18 protein-coding genes are annotated in these 17,777 nt (G+C 69.8%); 3 read left to right on the top strand and 15 right to left on the bottom strand.

All coding sequences use genetic code 11. The annotated features are described in order from the left end of the window. The first annotated feature begins 4 nt into the window (after window positions 1-4). The 3 genes from ACFYXV_RS01605 to ACFYXV_RS01615 all read left to right on the top strand — a co-directional run bounded on the left by ACFYXV_RS01605 (window position 5) and on the right by ACFYXV_RS01615 (window position 3,888). Window positions 5-1,213 carry a sensor histidine kinase gene (locus ACFYXV_RS01605; RefSeq protein ID WP_385473993.1) on the top strand — a complete coding sequence of 403 codons (1,209 nt, stop codon included), beginning with the start codon at window positions 5-7 and terminating at the stop codon, window positions 1,211-1,213. Beyond that, window positions 1,210-1,863: a response regulator gene (locus ACFYXV_RS01610; protein ID WP_385473991.1), complete on the top strand. Its 654-nt coding sequence runs from the start codon at window positions 1,210-1,212 to the stop codon at window positions 1,861-1,863. The genes ACFYXV_RS01605 and ACFYXV_RS01610 overlap by 4 nt, the downstream gene beginning before the upstream one ends. 201 nt (window positions 1,864-2,064) lie before the next feature. Then, a complete protein-coding gene (locus tag ACFYXV_RS01615; protein ID WP_385474019.1) occupies window positions 2,065-3,888 on the top strand; it encodes a glycosyl hydrolase family 18 protein in 1,824 nt (607 codons plus the stop codon). Between the two features lie 105 nt (window positions 3,889-3,993). Here the strand turns inward: ACFYXV_RS01615 and ACFYXV_RS01620 are convergent, their stop codons facing one another. The 15 genes from ACFYXV_RS01620 to prmC all read right to left on the bottom strand — a co-directional run bounded on the left by ACFYXV_RS01620 (window position 3,994) and on the right by prmC (window position 17,728). Further along, window positions 3,994-4,440, bottom strand: coding sequence for a DUF2550 domain-containing protein (locus tag ACFYXV_RS01620; protein WP_030153784.1), 447 nt, complete (start codon window positions 4,438-4,440; stop codon window positions 3,994-3,996). A 128-nt stretch (window positions 4,441-4,568) separates the two neighbouring features. After that, window positions 4,569-4,943, bottom strand: coding sequence for a F0F1 ATP synthase subunit epsilon (locus ACFYXV_RS01625; RefSeq protein WP_030857159.1), 375 nt, complete (start codon window positions 4,941-4,943; stop codon window positions 4,569-4,571). 163 nt (window positions 4,944-5,106) lie between these two features. Then, window positions 5,107-6,549 carry a F0F1 ATP synthase subunit beta gene (gene atpD / locus ACFYXV_RS01630; RefSeq protein WP_371676641.1) on the bottom strand — a complete coding sequence of 481 codons (1,443 nt, stop codon included), beginning with the start codon at window positions 6,547-6,549 and terminating at the stop codon, window positions 5,107-5,109. Next, entirely contained in the window at window positions 6,549-7,466 is a 918-nt protein-coding gene (locus ACFYXV_RS01635; RefSeq protein WP_383347811.1) for a F0F1 ATP synthase subunit gamma, read from the bottom strand. Before ACFYXV_RS01635 ends, atpD begins: the two co-directional genes overlap by 1 nt. Before the next feature lie 20 nt (window positions 7,467-7,486). Beyond that, window positions 7,487-9,082, bottom strand: coding sequence for a F0F1 ATP synthase subunit alpha (gene atpA / locus ACFYXV_RS01640; protein WP_030857153.1), 1,596 nt, complete (start codon window positions 9,080-9,082; stop codon window positions 7,487-7,489). 129 nt (window positions 9,083-9,211) lie between these two features. Beyond that, complete coding sequence (locus tag ACFYXV_RS01645; RefSeq protein ID WP_385473987.1) at window positions 9,212-10,027, bottom strand: F0F1 ATP synthase subunit delta; 816 nt, start codon at window positions 10,025-10,027, stop codon at window positions 9,212-9,214. Next, window positions 10,024-10,563, bottom strand: a complete 540-nt coding sequence (locus tag ACFYXV_RS01650) for a F0F1 ATP synthase subunit B (protein ID WP_030857149.1) — start codon at window positions 10,561-10,563, stop codon at window positions 10,024-10,026. The genes ACFYXV_RS01645 and ACFYXV_RS01650 overlap by 4 nt, the downstream gene beginning before the upstream one ends. 41 nt (window positions 10,564-10,604) lie before the next feature. Then, window positions 10,605-10,841, bottom strand: coding sequence for an ATP synthase subunit C (locus tag ACFYXV_RS01655; RefSeq protein ID WP_030153776.1), 237 nt, complete (start codon window positions 10,839-10,841; stop codon window positions 10,605-10,607). 76 nt (window positions 10,842-10,917) lie between these two features. Continuing rightward, window positions 10,918-11,742, bottom strand: coding sequence for a F0F1 ATP synthase subunit A (gene atpB / locus ACFYXV_RS01660; protein ID WP_383347819.1), 825 nt, complete (start codon window positions 11,740-11,742; stop codon window positions 10,918-10,920). A 225-nt stretch (window positions 11,743-11,967) separates the two neighbouring features. Continuing rightward, window positions 11,968-12,405 carry a hypothetical protein gene (locus tag ACFYXV_RS01665; protein WP_366101089.1) on the bottom strand — a complete coding sequence of 146 codons (438 nt, stop codon included), beginning with the start codon at window positions 12,403-12,405 and terminating at the stop codon, window positions 11,968-11,970. Between the two features lie 299 nt (window positions 12,406-12,704). Beyond that, complete coding sequence (locus ACFYXV_RS01670; RefSeq protein WP_385474017.1) at window positions 12,705-14,039, bottom strand: MraY family glycosyltransferase; 1,335 nt, start codon at window positions 14,037-14,039, stop codon at window positions 12,705-12,707. Between the two features lie 104 nt (window positions 14,040-14,143). Next, complete coding sequence (glyA, locus tag ACFYXV_RS01675; RefSeq protein ID WP_385473983.1) at window positions 14,144-15,373, bottom strand: serine hydroxymethyltransferase; 1,230 nt, start codon at window positions 15,371-15,373, stop codon at window positions 14,144-14,146. Window positions 15,374-15,499: 126 nt separating this feature from the next. Further along, window positions 15,500-16,189, bottom strand: coding sequence for a protein-tyrosine-phosphatase (locus tag ACFYXV_RS01680; RefSeq protein WP_385473981.1), 690 nt, complete (start codon window positions 16,187-16,189; stop codon window positions 15,500-15,502). Beyond that, entirely contained in the window at window positions 16,186-16,833 is a 648-nt protein-coding gene (locus ACFYXV_RS01685; RefSeq protein ID WP_054224695.1) for an L-threonylcarbamoyladenylate synthase, read from the bottom strand. The genes ACFYXV_RS01680 and ACFYXV_RS01685 overlap by 4 nt, the downstream gene beginning before the upstream one ends. A gap of 49 nt (window positions 16,834-16,882) precedes the next feature. Continuing rightward, window positions 16,883-17,728, bottom strand: coding sequence for a peptide chain release factor N(5)-glutamine methyltransferase (prmC, locus tag ACFYXV_RS01690; RefSeq protein ID WP_030857135.1), 846 nt, complete (start codon window positions 17,726-17,728; stop codon window positions 16,883-16,885). Window positions 17,729-17,777: the final 49 nt, after the last annotated feature.

The following is a 17,777-nucleotide window of genomic DNA, read 5'->3' on the forward strand; positions in this document are numbered from 1 at the left end:
CACCGTGACCCCGACCATCGCCGCCGCGACGCCGGCCAGGACCTTCCGCCCCCACCGCGACGACGTGCTCCTCGCGGTGTTCAGCGTGCTCGCGGGCCTGGTGCTCTGGTCGCTCGGCATCTACAGCACGAACAACCGGCACTTCTTCCCGGCCTGGGCGGCCCTGGTCCCGCTCCTCGCGCTCGGCCCGATGGAGCTGCTGCGCCGCACCGCGCCCAACGTCACCCTGGCCGTCGGCACGGCCGGCGTGATCGCCGACCAGTTCACCGTGGGCAACCTCGGCACGGTCCTGATCTTCACGGACCTGATGTACGCGGCCGTCGTCTACGGCAAACCCGCCATGGCCCGGCGGCTCCCGATCACCACCGGCCTGGTGACCATCGCCGTCACCATCACCGCGGTGGCCTGGCTGCGCACCCCGCAGTCCCTGATGATCGGCGTGATCACCGGCATCGTGAGCTTCGGCCCGGCCCTGACCGGCGCCACTCTGCGCAACCACCGCGAGGCCGCCGAGGCCGCCCGGCTGCGCGCCGAGCAGACCGCGCTGCTGGCCGAAATGGACCGCAGCCAGGCCGTCGTCGCCGAGCGCGCCCGGATGGCCCGCGAGCTGCACGACATGGTGGCCAACCACCTCTCCGCCATCGCCATCCACTCCACGGCCGCACTGTCCATCGACTCCCCCGCCACGAGCCGGGAGGCGCTCGGGGTGATCCGGGAGAACAGCGTGCAGGGGCTGGCCGAGATGCGCCGGCTGATCGGACTGCTGCGGGACGCGGGCGCGGAGCAGGAGGCGGTCGCGACGCCCTCCCTCGACGGGCTCGACGCCCTCCTGGAGCAGGCCCGCGTCAACGGCGCCGCGAGCGGTCTGGACTTCGTACTGCACGACGACCGGCCGACGGGCGAGCCGGTGCCGGCCCCGGTGGAGCTGGCGGCGTACCGCATCGTCCAGGAGTCGCTGACGAACGCGCTCAAGCACGCCGCCCCCGGCACGGTCCGGGTCCGCGTGACACGGGCGGACGGGCTGCTGGGCGTGCGGGTGGAGTCCCCGTACGGGGACCGGCCGGGCCCCCGCGCCCCGGGTTCGGGGGCCGGGCTGGTCGGCATGCGGGAGCGGACGGAGCTGCTGGGCGGGGAGTTCTCGGCGGGCCGTACGGGATCGCTGTGGCTGGTGCGGGCGGATCTGCCCGCGGAGGAGAAGGCGGTGACCGGATGAGCATCCGGGTGGTGGTGGCAGAGGACCAGAGCGCGGTACGGGCGGGGCTGGTGCTGATCCTGCGCAGCGCGGGCGACGTGGAGGTCGTGGGCGAGGCGGCGGACGGGGAGGAGGCGGTCCGCCTGGCGCGGGAGCTGCGGCCGGACCTCGTCCTGATGGACGTGCAGATGCCGCGCCTCGACGGGGTCTCGGCGACCCGTCAGGTCGTCTCGGAGAAGCTGGCGGACGTCCTCGTCCTGACCACCTTCGACCTGGACGAGTACGTGTTCGGCGCCCTGCGCGCGGGGGCGGCGGGCTTCCTGCTGAAGAACGCGGACGCGGCCGAGCTGATCGAGGCGGTACGGACGGTCGCGCGCGGGGAGGGCCTGATCGCCCCGGCGGTGACCCGCCGGCTGATCGCCGAGTTCGCGGCTCCGCGGCCCGTCAGGGCCCCGGTGGCGCCGGAGACGGCCGCGGCGGTGGCCTCGCTGACGCGGCGGGAGCGGGAGGTGTTCGGCGCTCTGGGCGAGGGGCTGTCGAACGCGGAGATCGCGGTGCGGCTGGAGATGGCGGAGGCGACGGTGAAGACGCACGTCAGCAGGCTGCTGGGCAAGCTGGACCTGCGCAGCCGGGTCCAAGCTGCCGTGCTGGCACAGGAGTTGGGGCTCTAGAGGCGTATCGGAGTGAAGGTCTGGACCTCTTGACGGTTGGTCCAGACCTTTCTACGCTCGCGGCAACTGTGGTGAGCGTGCCATGACAAGCGTGCTCACGGGCGGCGCAGGTCCCATCCCCAGTCCCGGTCGGCCCCACGACCGGGACGGACCTACGGAGGAGCACCCTTGAGCACAGCAAGCTCGGCACCCCCACCCCGCATGCGACTGCTGCGGAGGCTCGCCGCGAGCGTGGCCGCCTTCGCCCTGCCCATCGCCGGACTCGTGGCCCTGGCCGGCCCCGCCGAGGCCGCCGCCTCGGCGACGGCCACGTACACGAAGGTCTCCGACTGGGGCACCGGCTTCGAGGGCAAGTGGACGGTGAAGAACACCGGCACCACCACCCTCACCAGCTGGACCGTCGAATGGGACTACCCCTCCGGCACGACGGTCACCTCCGCCTGGGACGCCACCGTCACCAGCTCCGGAACCCACTGGACCGGCAAGAACGTCGGCTGGAACGGCACCCTCGCCCCCGGTGCCACGATCAGCTTCGGCTTCAACGGCGCCGGATCCGGCGCCCCCGGCGGCTGCAAGGTCAACGGCGGCTCCTGCGACGGCGGCTCGACCCCCACCGACAGCCCGCCGTCGGCCCCCGGCACCCCCACCGCCAGCGGGGTCTCCGACACCTCGCTGACCATCGGCTGGGCCGCCGCCACCGACGACAAGGGCGTCAAGAACTACGACGTCTACCGCGGCGGCACCAAGATCGCCACCGTCACCGGTACGAGCTACTCCGACTCCGGCCTGACCAAGGGCACGACGTACACCTACAGCGTCATCGCCCGCGACACCGCCGACCAGACGGGCCCGGCCTCCGGCTCCGTATCGGTCACCACGACCGGCGGCGGCACCACGCCCCCGGACCCGGGCGGCAAGGTCAAGCTCGGCTACTTCACCGAATGGGGCGTCTACGGGCGCAACTACCACGTGAAGAACCTGGACACCTCCGGCTCCGCCGCGAAGATCACCCACATCAACTACGCGTTCGGCAACGTCCAGGGCGGCAAGTGCACCATCGGTGACGCCTACGCCGACTACGACAAGGCCTACACCGCCGACCAGAGCGTCGACGGCGTCGCCGACAACTGGGACCAGCCGCTGCGCGGCAACTTCAACCAGCTGCGCAAGCTCAAGGCGAAGTACCCGGGCATCAAGGTGCTGTGGTCCTTCGGCGGCTGGACCTGGTCCGGCGGCTTCGGCCAGGCCGCGGCGAACCCCGCCGCCTTCGCCGACTCCTGCTACAGCCTGGTCGAGGACCCGCGCTGGGCGGACGTCTTCGACGGCATCGACATCGACTGGGAGTACCCGAACGCCTGCGGGCTCTCCTGCGACACCAGCGGCGCCGCCTCCCTGAAGAACGTCCTGTCGGCGCTGCGCACCAAGTTCGGCAGCAGCAACCTGGTGACCGCCGCGATCTCCGCCGACGGCTCCAACGGCGGCAAGCTCGACCTCGCGGACTACGCGGGCGCCTCCCAGTACGTCGACTTCTACAACGTCATGACGTACGACTTCTTCGGCGCGTGGGACGCCCAGGGCCCGACCGCCCCGCACTCCCCGCTCACCTCGTACGCCGGCATCCCGATCGCCGGCTTCAACTCCGAGGCCGCGATCACCAAGCTCAAGGGCAAGGGCATCGCGGGCTCGAAGCTCAACCTCGGCATCGGCTTCTACGGCCGCGGCTGGACCGGGGTCACGCAGGCCGCCCCCGGCGGCACCGCGACCGGTCCCGCCCCGGGCACGTACGAGCAGGGCATCGAGGACTACAAGGTGCTCAAGAACAGCTGCCCGGCCACCGGCACTGTCGCCGGCACGGCCTACGCCAAGTGCGGCAGCAACTGGTGGAGCTACGACACCCCCGCCACCATCGCCGGGAAGATGAGCTGGACCAAGCAGCAGGGCCTCAGGGGCGCCTTCTACTGGGAGTTCAGCGGCGACACGGCGAACGGGGAGCTCGCCAACGCGGTGCACACCGGGCTCCAGTAGGCACCACCGCCCCCGGTGAACGACGGAGCCGGGAGACGGGGTCCGCCCCCCGTCTCCCGGCTCCGTCATGTCATGAGGCCCTCAGACCCTCAGGCCCTCAGGCCCTCAGGCCACGTTCACCCTCTGCCCCGGAGGCGCCGCCTCCAGCCAGGCCAGGAAACCGGTCAGCGCGTCCTCGCTCATCGCCAGCTCCAGGCGGGTCCCGCGGTGGAGACAGCCGAGCACGACGGCGTCGGACAGCAGCGCCAGCTCCTCCTCGCCCTCGGGGGCGCGGCGGGCGACGACCTCGATGGAGGAGCGCTCCAGCAGCCGGCGGGGGCGGGGGGAGTACGAGAAGACGCGGAACCACTCGATGCGGTCACCGCTGTAGCGGGCGACCCCGTACACCCAGCCCTTGCCGGAGATGTCGGGTTCCTCGGAGACCCCCCAGCGCAGGCTGCAGTCGAAGGTGCCGCCGGAACGCTGGATCAGTCTGCGGCGCAGCCCGAACACAAACAGCCCGATCACCACCAGGGCTACGACCAGGCCGCTCACAAGCAGAGCGAGGAGCATCTTCACCGACCTCCTCGCTCATCGAATACCTCAAACGAAAAACGACCTGCATCGCCTCAGCCGCGACCCGGTCTGGAAAATTCCAGACCGGACCGCGGCTGAGGTCTCAAACCTGTTCGGTACGGGGCTCAGTGCCCCGTGACCGCGCGCAGCCGGACATCGGCGCGACGCTCGGCGGCCCCATCGGCCTCCGACTTCGCGCGCTCCAGTGCCCGCTCCGCCCGCTGGACGTCAATCTCGTCAGCGAGCTCGGCGATCTCGGCCAGCAGGGACAGCTTGTTGTCCGCGAACGAGATGAATCCGCCGTGCACCGCGGCGACGACAGTGTTGCCCTCGCTGGTACGGATGGTCACCGGGCCCGATTCCAGCACACCGAGAAGCGGCTGGTGACCGGGCATGACGCCGATGTCGCCGGACGTGGTGCGGGCGACGACCAGGGTGGCCTCGCCGGACCAGACATTGCGGTCCGCCGCGACCAGCTCGACGTGCAGCTCAGCAGCCAAGGTGGCTCCTCGGGTCACCACCCGGCGGGTAAGCCGGGTGTTGGGTCAAATTCTAATGGGCGTGGGGAGAGGGACGGGACACACCCGCCCCTCTCCACCGAAACACCTGCCGGCGAACCGGCGGGCCTTCGAACCGGAAGCGCCCCGTGAGGAGCGCGCCGGATCAGGAGACGCCCAGCTCCTTGGCGTTGGCCTTCAGGTCCTCGATGCCACCGCACAGGAAGAACGCCTGCTCGGGGAAGTGGTCGTAGTCACCATCGCAGATCGCGTTGAACGCGGTGATCGACTCGTCGAGCGGAACGTCCGAACCGTCCACGCCGGTGAACTGCTTGGCGACGTGGGTGTTCTGCGACAGGAAGCGCTCGACACGACGGGCACGGTGGACAACGAGCTTGTCCTCCTCGCCCAGCTCGTCGATACCGAGGATCGCGATGATGTCCTGGAGGTCCTTGTACTTCTGCAGGATCCCCTTGACGCGCATCGCCGTGGCGTAGTGGTCCGCCGCGATGTACCGCGGGTCGAGGATGCGGGACGTCGAGTCCAGCGGGTCCACGGCCGGGTAGATGCCCTTCTCGGAGATCGGACGGGAGAGAACCGTCGTCGCGTCGAGGTGGGCGAACGTGGTGGCCGGCGCCGGGTCGGTCAGGTCGTCCGCGGGGACGTAGATCGCCTGCATCGAGGTGATCGAGTGACCGCGGGTCGAGGTGATGCGCTCCTGCAGCAGACCCATCTCGTCAGCCAGGTTCGGCTGGTAACCCACGGCGGACGGCATGCGGCCCAGAAGGGTCGACACCTCCGAACCGGCCTGGGTGTAACGGAAGATGTTGTCGATGAAGAAGAGCACGTCCTGCTTCTGCACATCGCGGAAGTACTCCGCCATGGTCAGACCGGCCAGGGCGACGCGCAGACGGGTGCCCGGGGGCTCGTCCATCTGGCCGAAGACGAGCGCCGTCTTGTCGATGACGCCGGAGTCGGCCATTTCCTCGATGAGGTCGTTGCCCTCACGGGTACGCTCACCGACGCCCGCGAAGACCGACACACCGTCGTGGTTGTTGGCGACGCGGTAGATCATTTCCTGGATCAGAACGGTCTTGCCGACACCGGCACCACCGAACAGACCGATCTTTCCACCCTTGACGTACGGGGTGAGAAGGTCGATGACCTTGACGCCGGTCTCGAACATCTCGGTCTTCGACTCGAGCTCGTCGAAGCGGGGCGCCTTGCGGTGGATGGGCCAGCGCTCGGTGACCTCGGCGTTCGCCTCGGGGTAGTTCAGCACCTCGCCCAGGGTGTTGAAGACCTTGCCCTTGGTGAAGTCACCGACGGGGACGGTGATGCCCTCGCCCGTGTCGGTCACCGGGGCCTGGCGGACCAGACCGTCGGTCGGCTGCATCGAGATGGTACGGACGAGGCCGTCACCCAGGTGCTGCGCGACCTCAAGAGTCAGGGTCTTCAGCGCGCCGTCCTCGGCCGGGTCGGAGACCTGGACCTTGAGGGCGTTGTAGATGTCGGGCATGGCGTCGACGGGGAACTCCACGTCGACGACCGGGCCGATGACCCGGGCGACGCGGCCCGTGGCGGCGGCCGTCTCAACAGTGGTCGTCATTACTTGTCACTCCCCGCGGTCGCGTCAGCCATGGCGCTCGCGCCACCGACGATCTCGCTGATTTCCTGGGTGATTTCGGCCTGGCGGGCCGCGTTGGCAAGCCGGGAGAGGCTCTTGATGAGGTCTCCGGCGTTATCGGTCGCCGCCTTCATCGCGCGGCGGCGGGCGGCGTGCTCGGAAGCGGCCGACTGCAGCAGTGCGTTGTAGATACGGCTTTCGACGTAGCGCGGCAGAAGGGCGTCGAGGACGTCCTCCGCCGACGGCTCGAAGTCGAACAGCGGAAGGATCTCGCCCTTCGTACCGCTCTCCTCCGCAGCCTCGTCGAGGCTGAGCGGCAGCATCCGGCCGTCGACCGGGTTCTGCGTCATCATCGACACGAATTCCGTGTAGACGATGTGCAGCTCGTCGACGCCACCCTCGGCCGTCTCCGTCTGGATGGCTTCGATCAGCGGCCCGGCGACGCGCTTGGCGTCGGCGTAGGCCGGGCTGTCGGTGAAGCCGGTCCACGAATCCACGACCTTGCGCTCGCGGAAGGCGTAGTAGGCCAGACCCTTACGGCCGACGATGTAGGTGTCGACCTCCTTGCCCTCGCCGCGCAGCCGCTCGGTGAGCCGCTCCGCCTGCTTGATGGCGTTGGAGGAGTAGCCGCCGGCCAGACCGCGGTCGCTCGTGATGAGCACGATCGCGGCACGGCTCGGCTGCTCGACCTCGGTCGTCAGGGCGTGCTTGGTGTTCGAACCGGTCGCCACCGCGGTCACCGCACGGGTGAGCTCGGTCGCGTACGGCATCGACGCCGCCACCTTGCGCTGCGCCTTGACGATGCGCGAGGCGGCGATCATCTCCATCGCCTTGGTGATCTTCTTGGTCGCCGTGATGGCACGGATGCGACGCTTGTAGACCCGGAGCTGCGCTCCCATGAGTCAGGTCCCTTCCGTCGTCACTTGGAGACGTTGACGGCCGGTGCGTCCTCGCCCAGGAGCTTGCCGTCCGAGGTCTCGAACTGGCGCTTGAAGCCGGCGATGGCGTCCGCGATGGAGGACAGGGTGTCGTCCGACATCTTGCCGCCGTCGGCGATCGAGGTCAGCAGGTCCTTGCGCTCGCGGCGCAGGTGCTCCAGCAGCTCCGACTCGAAGCGACGGATGTCGTTGACCGGAACGTCGTCCATCTTGCCGGTGGTGCCGGCCCAGACGGAGACGACCTGCTCCTCGACGGGCATCGGCTGGTACTGGCCCTGCTTCAGCAGCTCGACCAGACGCTTGCCGCGCTCCAGCGAGGCCTTCGACGCGGCGTCCAGGTCGGAACCGAAGGCGGCGAACGCCTCCAGCTCGCGGTACTGGGCCAGGTCCAGGCGCAGACGGCCGGAAACCTGCTTCATGGCCTTGTGCTGGGCGGAGCCACCGACGCGGGAGACCGAGATGCCGACGTTCAGCGCCGGGCGCTGGCCCGCGTTGAACAGGTCGGACTCCAGGAAGCACTGGCCGTCGGTGATGGAGATGACGTTGGTCGGGATGAACGCCGACACGTCGTTCGCCTTGGTCTCGACGATCGGCAGACCGGTCATCGAACCGGCGCCCATGTCGTCGGAGAGCTTCGCGCAGCGCTCCAGCAGACGGGAGTGCAGGTAGAAGACGTCACCCGGGTAGGCCTCACGGCCCGGCGGGCGGCGCAGCAGCAGCGACACGGCGCGGTAGGCGTCGGCCTGCTTCGACAGGTCGTCGAAGATGATCAGGACGTGCTTGCCGGCGTACATCCAGTGCTGACCGATGGCGGAACCGGTGTACGGCGCCAGGTACTTGAAGCCGGCCGGGTCGGACGCCGGGGCGGCGACGATCGTCGTGTACTCAAGCGCACCGGCGTCTTCCAGGGCGCCGCGAACGGACGCGATGGTCGAGCCCTTCTGGCCGATGGCGACGTAGATGCAGCGGACCTGCTTGTTCACGTCGCCAGAGCGCCAGTTGTCGCGCTGGTTGATGATCGTGTCGACGGCCAGAGCGGTCTTGCCGGTCTGACGGTCGCCGATGATCAGCTGACGCTGGCCGCGGCCTACGGGCACCATCGCGTCGATGGCCTTGTAGCCGGTCTGCATCGGCTCGTGGACCGACTTGCGGACCATGACGCCCGGGGCCTGCAGCTCCAGGGCGCGACGGCCTTCGGTCGCGATCTCGCCGAGACCGTCGATCGGGTTGCCGAGCGGGTCGACGACACGGCCGAGGTAGCCCTCGCCGACGCCGACGGAGAGCACCTCACCGGTGCGCTGCACCGGCTGGCCCTCCTCGATACCGCTGAACTCGCCGAGGACGACCGCACCGATCTCGCGCTCCTCAAGGTTGAGGGCGAGACCGAGGGTGCCGTCCTCGAACTTCAGCAGCTCGTTCGCCATGGCGGAGGGCAGGCCCTCCACCTTCGCGATGCCGTCGCCGGCAACGCTGACCGTTCCGACCTCCTCGCGCGAGGCCGCGTCCGGCTGGTACGACTGGACAAAGTTCTCCAGTGCGTCCCGGATCTCCTCCGGCCGGATCGTGAGCTCCGCCATCTGGGTTCCCTGCTCTCCTTGTTGGGCCTGAAGCTTCTTAGGGGTCTGGGGGCGACCCCCAGGAATCTTCTGCAAGTTCTGCACGGCCCAACCGGGCCGCTAGGAATGCTTTGTTCTTTTGGTGGCTGGTCAGCCGGCCATGCGGCGCGACGCCTCGGCGAGGCGGTCCGCGATGGTGCCGTCGATGACCTCGTCGCCGACCCGCACCGTGATCCCGCCGAGGACCGAGGGGTCCACGTCGAGGTTCAGGTGCATCTGGCGGCCGTACAGCTTGGCCAGCACCGCACCGAGACGCTGCTTCTGCACGTCGCTGAGCGGAACCGCGGTGGTCACGGTGGCGACCATGCGGTCACGGCGCTCGGCGGCGAGCTTGGAAAGGGACTCCAGTCCCGCTTCCAGGCTACGTCCACGCGGGTGCGTGACAAGACGGGCGACCAGGCGCTCGGTGACGGCGTTCGCCTTGCCGCCGAGCAGGCTGCGCAGCAGCTCGCCCTTGGCGGAGGCGGTGGCCGCACGGTCGGTCAGCGCCGCACGCAGCCCGGTGTTCGAGGCGACGATCCGGCCGAAGCGGAAGATCTCGTCCTCGACGTCGTCGAGCGCACCGGCCCGCTGGGCCGCCGTGAGGTCGGCGGTGGCCGCCAGGGCCTCCAGCGAGTCGACCAGGTCACGGGACTGCGACCAGCGCGACCGCGCCATGCCGGACACCAGGTCGAGGGTCTCCCCGCCCACCTGGCCGGACAGCAGCCGGCCGACCAGCTCGGCCTTGGCCTCGCCGGACTGCGCCGGGTCCGTGATGACCCGACGCAGCGAGACCTCACGGTCGAGCAGCGCGGTGACGGCTGCCAGCTCGCCGGCGAGCTTCGCCGCGTCGACGGACGTGTTGTCCGTCAGCGCGTCGAGACGCTCGCGCGCGGAGGCCAGCGCCTCGCGGCTCGCTCCGTTCATCGGGCCGCCTCGGCCTTCTCCTCAAGCTCGCTGAGGAAGCGGTCGATCGTGCGGCTCTGCCGGGCGGCGTCCTCAAGGGACTCGCCGACGAGCTTGCCGGCCAGGTCGGTGGCGAGCTTGCCGACGTCCTGGCGCAGCGCCTGAGAGGCGGCCTTGCGGTCGGCCTCGATCTGGGCGTGGCCGGCAGCGATGATCTCCTCACGCTGCCGCTGGCCCTCTGCGCGCAGTTCTTCCTTGAGCGCAGTGCCCTGCTCCAGCGCTTCCTGGCGCAGGCGCGCGGCCTCGTGCCGGGCTTCGGCGAGCTGGGCCTTGTACTGCTCCAGCACGCTCTGGGCCTCGGTCTGAGCGGCCTCAGCCTTCTCGATACCGCCCTCGATCTGCTCGCGGCGCTCGTCCAGAACCTTGTTGATGTTCGGGAGGAGCTTCTTCGCGAGGAAACCGAAGACGATGACGAAGGCGATCAGACCGATGACGAGCTCGGGGATCGGCGGGACGAGCGGGTTTTCCGTCTCGGCCGCGAGAACCAGGAGGTTCACATCAGTGCCTTTCGTCTAATCGGACTAGTGGTCGCGGTTCGTCAGCTGTAGACGAACGGCATGACCAGACCGATGAGGGCGAGCGCCTCACAGAAGGCGAAGCCGAGGATCTGGTTGGCGCGGATCAGACCGGCAGCCTCGGGCTGACGGGCGAGAGCCTGCGTGCCGTTACCGAAGATGATGCCGACGCCGACACCCGGGCCGATGGCCGCGAGACCGTAACCAACGGAGCTGAGGGAGCCGGTGACGCCATCGGCGGCAGCGAGGATCTGGGACATGCCAGTTCTTCCTTCTCTTTCACGGACCGGTGGGGGTTGGCCACCGGACGACAGGGGGTTTGGGGGAGGGCCGGACTCAGTGGTGCTCGGCGAGTGCGCCCTGGATGAAGCTGCAGGCCAGCAGTACGAAGACGTAGGCCTGGACAGCCTGGATGAAGAGCTCGAACGCCGTCATCACGATGACCATGATGAAAGAGACGCCGGCGTAGGCGATGCCGATCCCGTTCAGCAGGTACCAGCTGGCGATGGTGAACAGCAGCAGCAGGGTGTGACCGGCGAACATGTTCGCGAACAGTCGGACCGCGTGGGTGAACGGGCGCACCAGGACGTTCGAGAAGAACTCGATGACCATGACCAGGGGCAGGACGCCGCCGAGCGACTTGTCGTAGCCCGTCAGGTTCTTGAGTCCGCCGACGAAGCCGTGACGCTTGAACGTCACCGACATCCAGATGAAGTAGACGACCAGTGCGAGCGCCGCCGGGTACGCGATGATCGCGGTCACCGGGAACTGGGCCACGGGGACGATCGACCAGACGTTCAGGACCCAGACGAAGAAGAACAGCGACACCATGAAGGGGACGTACTTCTCGCCCTCCTTCTTGCCCAGCGTCTCGTACACGATGCCGCGGCGCACGAAGTCGTAGCCGGCCTCGGCGACCATCTGCAGCTTGCCCGGGACGACCTTCGGCTTCCGGAACGCGGCCCAGAAGAAGGCGACGATGATGACGGAGCCCAGCAGGGCCAGCAGCATCGGCTTGTTGAAGTACACACTGGTGGTGCCGGCTTCGCCCCACAGCGGCTCGAAGAGGAACGAGTGCAGGCCCGGGCCGGGGAAGCCACATCCGTCGAAGATGTGACAGTCGGTCTCGAAAGCGAGCACCTGCGTCAGGTCAGCACTCACCGCGGGCTCCTTCAGCGTGGCGCATAGGTACGGCAACCTCGTTGTGTCGGCGCGGCGCACAGCCGCTGTTCGGCACTGGACTGGTGTTACGGGTGTGGGGGCGGCGATCAGGCATCGAGCCTCGCGATGGAACAGGCGTCAGCTCAGATGCCCGCGCCCGCAATGCCGCAGTTGGCACCGGACGATAGCAGCATCTCGAACGAGCACTTATTCCGGCCCTACCCCTCACGACTTCGGCCCCGAATTTTCGGGCTTGTCGCCCTTCGTCGAGTCCGGTTCGACGTAGAGGATCTTGGCTTTCATATGAGCACGCGTCTGTGCGCCGATCCACACGAGGGTGGTGGCGACGAGCGTGATCGCGAATGCCTTGGGGTTGAACAACGTCGTGTTCTTGAACACGGCGACAAAGACGAACAGCAACAGGATCTGGGCCGTGTAGAGCATCAGCCCCATGGCCTGGAACAGGTGCGGAAGCGATTTCGCGGTGCGTTGCAGAACGACGAATCCGATGCCCATGAACAGCATCACGACCAGCGTGGCGATGACTGCGCCAAGGGCCCCCTTGCCGCCTGCCACCACGGCGCTGATGACGGCTGCGAGAGCGCCGGCGACAGCTGTGGGTACAGCGGCGTGCAGGAGGGATCGGACGTCATCAGACCGCATGGCGGGTTGCTCCGCGTGGTGGTGGGGGCACGGACTCGTACGGGACTCGTACTACGGGGACTCGTACGGGACGAGCGTAAGCCCGGTCCGAGATCGAACCTCGGGCCGATGGGCCGTCGCACTACGGTCCTTCGGCTCTGTCGCCGGGTTTAGTGAACGGTATCACAAACTATTTGATGAGAGCTTTACCCGGGGAGTGTGCCGACTGTCACACATGAGAGCTAATCCGCCCGTGTGTGCGCGACAAGCCGTCGTTGTGTGTGGTAAAGGCGGTTCATGTCCGACATGTACCGCGGGCGTCAGCGCGCCGACTCGGCCTTACGCCGGTCGGGGAAGCGCGAACGGGGGCCTACCGCGGTCGCTCCGTTGACGCCCGAGACACCGACCCGGATCGTCCCGGCGGGCTCCGGCTCCCGGCCCGAGACGTCCAGCGCGGCCGCCTCGGCGGCCCGCTCGCGGTGGCGGTAGCGCGGAGGCACCAGGCCCTCGGCCCAGCGCGGGGTGCGCGGGGTGAAGCGCGGCAGGAGGAGCAGTACGAGGCCGGCCGCGCTCAGCGCGACGATGGCGAGCACGATCCACATCGAGGCGGAGTGCACCGAGTACGCCACCGCGCCGAAGGCGATCAGCCCCGACCAGAAGTACATGATCAGCACCGCGCGGCTGTGCGAGTGCCCGAGCTCCAGCAGCCGGTGGTGCAGGTGCCCGCGGTCGGCCGCGAACGGCGACTGGCCCTTCCACGTACGCCGCACGATGGCCAGGACCAGGTCCGCCATCGGGATCGCGATGATCGTCAGCGGGAGCAGAAGCGGAATGAAGACCGGGAGCATCGCGTGGGTCGCGTTGCGCTCACCGCCGGCGAACAGGGCCATGGTGTCCGGGTCCACCTGCCCGGTGATCGAAATCGCCGCGGCGGCCAGTACCAGGCCGATGAGCATCGATCCGGAATCGCCCATGAAGATCCGGGCCGGGTGCATGTTGTGCGGCAGGAAGCCGAGGCACATGCCCATCAGGATCGCGGCGAACAGGGTCGCGGGCGCGGCCGCCTCGATCCCGTACCCGAACCAGATCCGGTACGCGTAGAGGAAGAACGCGGCGGCGGCGATGCAGACCATGCCGGCGGCCAGGCCGTCGAGGCCGTCCACGAAGTTCACCGCGTTGATGGTGATCACGACGAGGGCCACGGTGAGCAGGTTGCCCTGCCACTGGGTCAGCGACACGTTGCCGATGCCCGGGACGGGAATCCACAGGATGGTCAGACCCTGGATGACCATCACGCCCGCGGCGATCATCTGTGCGCCGAGCTTGATGAGCGCGTCGATCTCGAACTTGTCGTCGAGGACGCCGATCAGCCAGATCAGGGCAGCTCCGGAAAGCAGGGCCCGCGGCTCGTTCGACAGCTCGAAGACGCCGTTGAGATTGCGCAGGTGGTCCGCGACCAGCAGCCCCGCGCACAGCCCGCCGAACATGGCGATGCCGCCGAGCCGCGGAGTGGGCTCGCGGTGCACGTCGCGGGCGCGGATCTCCGGCATCGCACCGGCCGCGATCGCGAACTTCCGCACGGGCCCGGTGAGCAGGTAGGTCACCGCGACCGTGACGCAAAGCGTCAGCAGATATTCACGCACGGGCTGCCCCAGATGTATCGCCGGCCATCTCAGCCCCACACATTAGCTGCGATGTACCCCTCACCGAGGACGCGAGGGGGCGCTATCCCGGTTGCAGTACGCCCCGCTTGTCCCTGTTACGCCCCGTACGGGGGAAATCCGCGCGTCAGCTCGGCCACCTCCGGGCGGGTCTGCGCGCCTTCCCCGCGCAGTGCGGCGGCAAACAGCGCGGCGATGCGGGCCATCTCGGGCTCCGCCATGCCCTGGGTGGTGACGGCCGCCGTGCCGAGCCGGATCCCGCGCTGGTCCCCGTACGGGAGGGCGCAGGTGTCCAGCACGATCCCGGCGGCGGCGAGCCGGCCGCGGGCGGTGGGGCCGTCCAGGCCGAGCGCCGCCGGGTCGGCGGTGATCAGGTGGGTGTCGGTGCCGCCCGTCGTCACCGCGAAGCCGTGGGCGGCGAGCTCGTCGGCCAGCGCCCGGGCATTGGCGACCACCCGGTGGGCGTACGTGGTGAACGCGGGGCCCGCCGCCTCGCCGAAGGCCACGGCCTTGGCGGCGATGGTGTGCATCTGGGCTCCGCCCTGGGTGAAGGGGAAGACGGCGCGGTCGATCCGCTCGGCGAACTCGGACCCGCACAGGACCATCCCGCCGCGCGGACCGCGCAGCACCTTGTGCGTCGTCGCGCAGACGATGTCGGCGTACGGGACGGGGCTCGGCGCGGCTCCGCCCGCGACGAGCCCGATCGGATGGGCGGCGTCCACGATGAGGTGGGCCCCGACCTCGTCGGCGATCTCCCGGAACACGGAGTACTCGGGGTGGCGCGGGTAGGAGATCGAGCCGCAGACGATGGCTTTCGGCCGGTGCAGCCGGGCGAGGTCCTGCACCTGCCGGTAGTCGATCAGGCCGCTCTCGGCGTCGACGCCGTAGCCGACGAAGTCGAACCAGCGGCCGGAGAAGTTGGCCGGCGAGCCGTGCGTGAGGTGGCCGCCGTACGGGAGCCCCATCGCGAGGACCGTGTCCCCGGGCCGCAGCAGGGCGGCGTACGCGGCCAGCACCGCGGCGGAACCGGAATGCGGCTGTACGTTGGCGTGCTCGACCCCGAACAGCGCGCGGGCCCGCTCGACGGCCAGCCCTTCGGCCAGGTCGGCGTATTCGCAGCCGCCGTGGTAGCGGTGGCCCGGGTAGCCCTCGGCGTACTTGTTGGCGAGCGCCGAGCCGAGGGCCGCCAGCACGGCGGGCGAGGTGAAGTTCTCGGCGGCGCTCAGCTGCAGGGTGTCGGCCTGCCGGCGCGCCTCCCCCGCGAGCACGTCGGCCATCTGCGGATCCTGCTGCCGCAGCAGGTCCGAGGGCGGGGTGATGACGCTCATGGCGCGACTCCAGTGGGCTGTCCCGAATAGCCCCACTCTAGGTCGCCCCGTCCCACCGCGCCCGATTTCGTCCCGACCGGCGTCCGAGGTGCCGGGGTCCGGGCCGGCGAGGGGCCGCGAGGGCCGTCAGTACCGGGCGTTGACGCCCGTCAGGGCCGTGACCACCGGGTCCAGCGCCTGGTTGATCTCGTCGCCGATCGAGCGGAAGAAGGTGATCGGCGCCCCGTAAGGGTCGTACACCTCGTCCGCGTCCGGCGAGGGCGCGAGCAGCCATCCGCGGAGCGCGGCGGCAGCCCGTACCAGGGCTCGGGCCCGTTCCGCGACCCCGTCGTCCAGCGGCGGCAGCGTGGCCGGATCTATCGCCCGGACCAGCCGGGTGAACTCCTTCAGCGTGAACGTCCGCAGCCCCGCCGAATGCCCCATCGAGATGACCTGGGCCCGGTGGTCCCGCGTGGCGGTGAGCACCAGGTCCGCCCGTATGACGTGCTCGTCCAGCAGCTCGCGCCCGGTGAACCCGGTGGCGTCCGCCCCGAAGTCCGCGAGCACGGCCGCCGCGTTCGCCTCCATCGGGGCCCCCTCGTGGCCCCACGTCCCCGCGCTCTCCACGATCAGGTCGCCGACCGGGATGCCGCCCAGCCGGTGCGCCAGCGCATGCCGGGTCAGCCGCTCGGTGATCGGCGAGCGGCACACGTTGCCGGTGCTGACGTGGAGGATGCGGAACGTGTCCCCGCCGGCGCCCGCCGGGTGGGAGTCCCCCCAGCCGTGGCTCCCGCCGGAGGTGTGCCCGCTTGCTATGCCACGCCCCTCAGGGCTCACGGGGCCACCTCGAGGTCGGGTACGACCTCCCGCAGCTGCTCGGCGGTCAGCGCCCCCTCGCGCAGCAGCACGGGAACCTTCCCGGTGACGTCGACGATCGACGACGGCAGCGTGCTCGGGGTCGGGCCGCCGTCCAGGTACACGGACACGGAGTCGCCGAGCATCTCGCGCGCCGCGTCGCAGTCCTCGGGCGCCGGGTGCCCGGTCAGGTTCGCCGAGGACACGGCCATCGGGCCCACCTCGGTCAGCAGCTCGATCGCGACGGGGTGCAGGGGCATCCGTACGGCCACGGTCCCGCGGGTCTCCCCCAGGTCCCAGGCCAGCGAGGGCTGGTGCTTGGCGACGAGGGTCAGACCGCCCGGCCAGAAGGCGTCGACGAGCTCCCAGGCCTGCTCGGAGAAGTCCGTGACGAGCCCGTGCAGGGTGTTCGGGGAGCCGATGAGGACGGGGGTGGGCATGTTGCGGCCGCGCCCCTTGGCGGCGAGCAGGTCGCCGACGGCCTCCGCGCTGAAGGCGTCCGCGCCGATCCCGTAGAGGGTGTCGGTGGGCAGCACGACGAGCTCGCCGCGGCGCACGGCGGATGCGGCTTCGCGCAGACCCGTCTTGCGGTCCGTCGCGTCGTTGCAGTCGTATCGCCGGGCCATCAGCGGGACTCCTCGTGCAGCTGGGGGGTGGAGGGGTGGGTCGGGGGCGTCACGGCATCGCCTTGCGGGCGGTGGCGAAGCGCGGGCGGTTGTTCAGGTCGGGGTGGTCGGCGGCGTCGGCCCAGCCCCGCTCCTCGGCGAAGATCCACGGAACCTGGCCGCCCTGGGTGTCGGCGTGCTCGATGACGACGATCCCGCCGGGCCGCAGCAGCCGGTGCGCGGTGCGCTCGATGCCGCGGATGGTGTCGAGGCCGTCCTCGCCGGAGAACAGGGCCATCTCGGGGTCGTGGTCCCGGGCCTCGGGGGCGACGTACTCCCACTCGGTGAGCGGGATGTACGGCGGGTTCGAGATCACCAGGTCGACCTGGCCGTCCAGCTCCGGCAGGGCGCGCAGCGCGTCGCCCTGGTGGACGGTGACCCTCGATCCCTCGGCGTTCTTGCGGGTCCACCGCAGGGCGTCCTCGGACAGCTCCACCGCGTGCACGCGCGAGCGCGGCACCTCCTGGGCCATGGCCAGCGCGATGGCGCCGGAGCCGGTGCACAGGTCCACGATCAGCGGCTCGACGACGTCCATCGCGCGGACGGCGTGTATGGCCCAGTCCACGACCGACTCGGTCTCGGGCCGGGGCACGAAGACCCCGGGCCCGACCTGGAGCTCCAGGTAGCGGAAGAAGGCGCGGCCGGTGATGTGCTGGAGCGGCTCGCGCGCCTCGCGGCGGGCGACGGCCTCCCAGTAGCGGGCGTCGAAGTCCGCGTCCTTGACGTGGTGCAGTTCCCCCCGCTTGACGCCGTGCACGAAGGCCGCGAGCTCCTCCGCGTCGAAGCGCGGTGAGGGCACGCCGGCGGCGGCCAGCCGCTGGGTGGCCTGGGCCACCTCGGCAAGCAGCAAGTTCACGCTGGTCCTCCGGGCTGCTGTCGTACGGGGGTGGTGCGGGGCGGTACGG

The organism is Streptomyces sp. NPDC002181, assembly GCF_042890485.1.
In the GTDB taxonomy this organism is placed as follows: Bacteria; Actinomycetota; Actinomycetes; order Streptomycetales; family Streptomycetaceae; genus Streptomyces.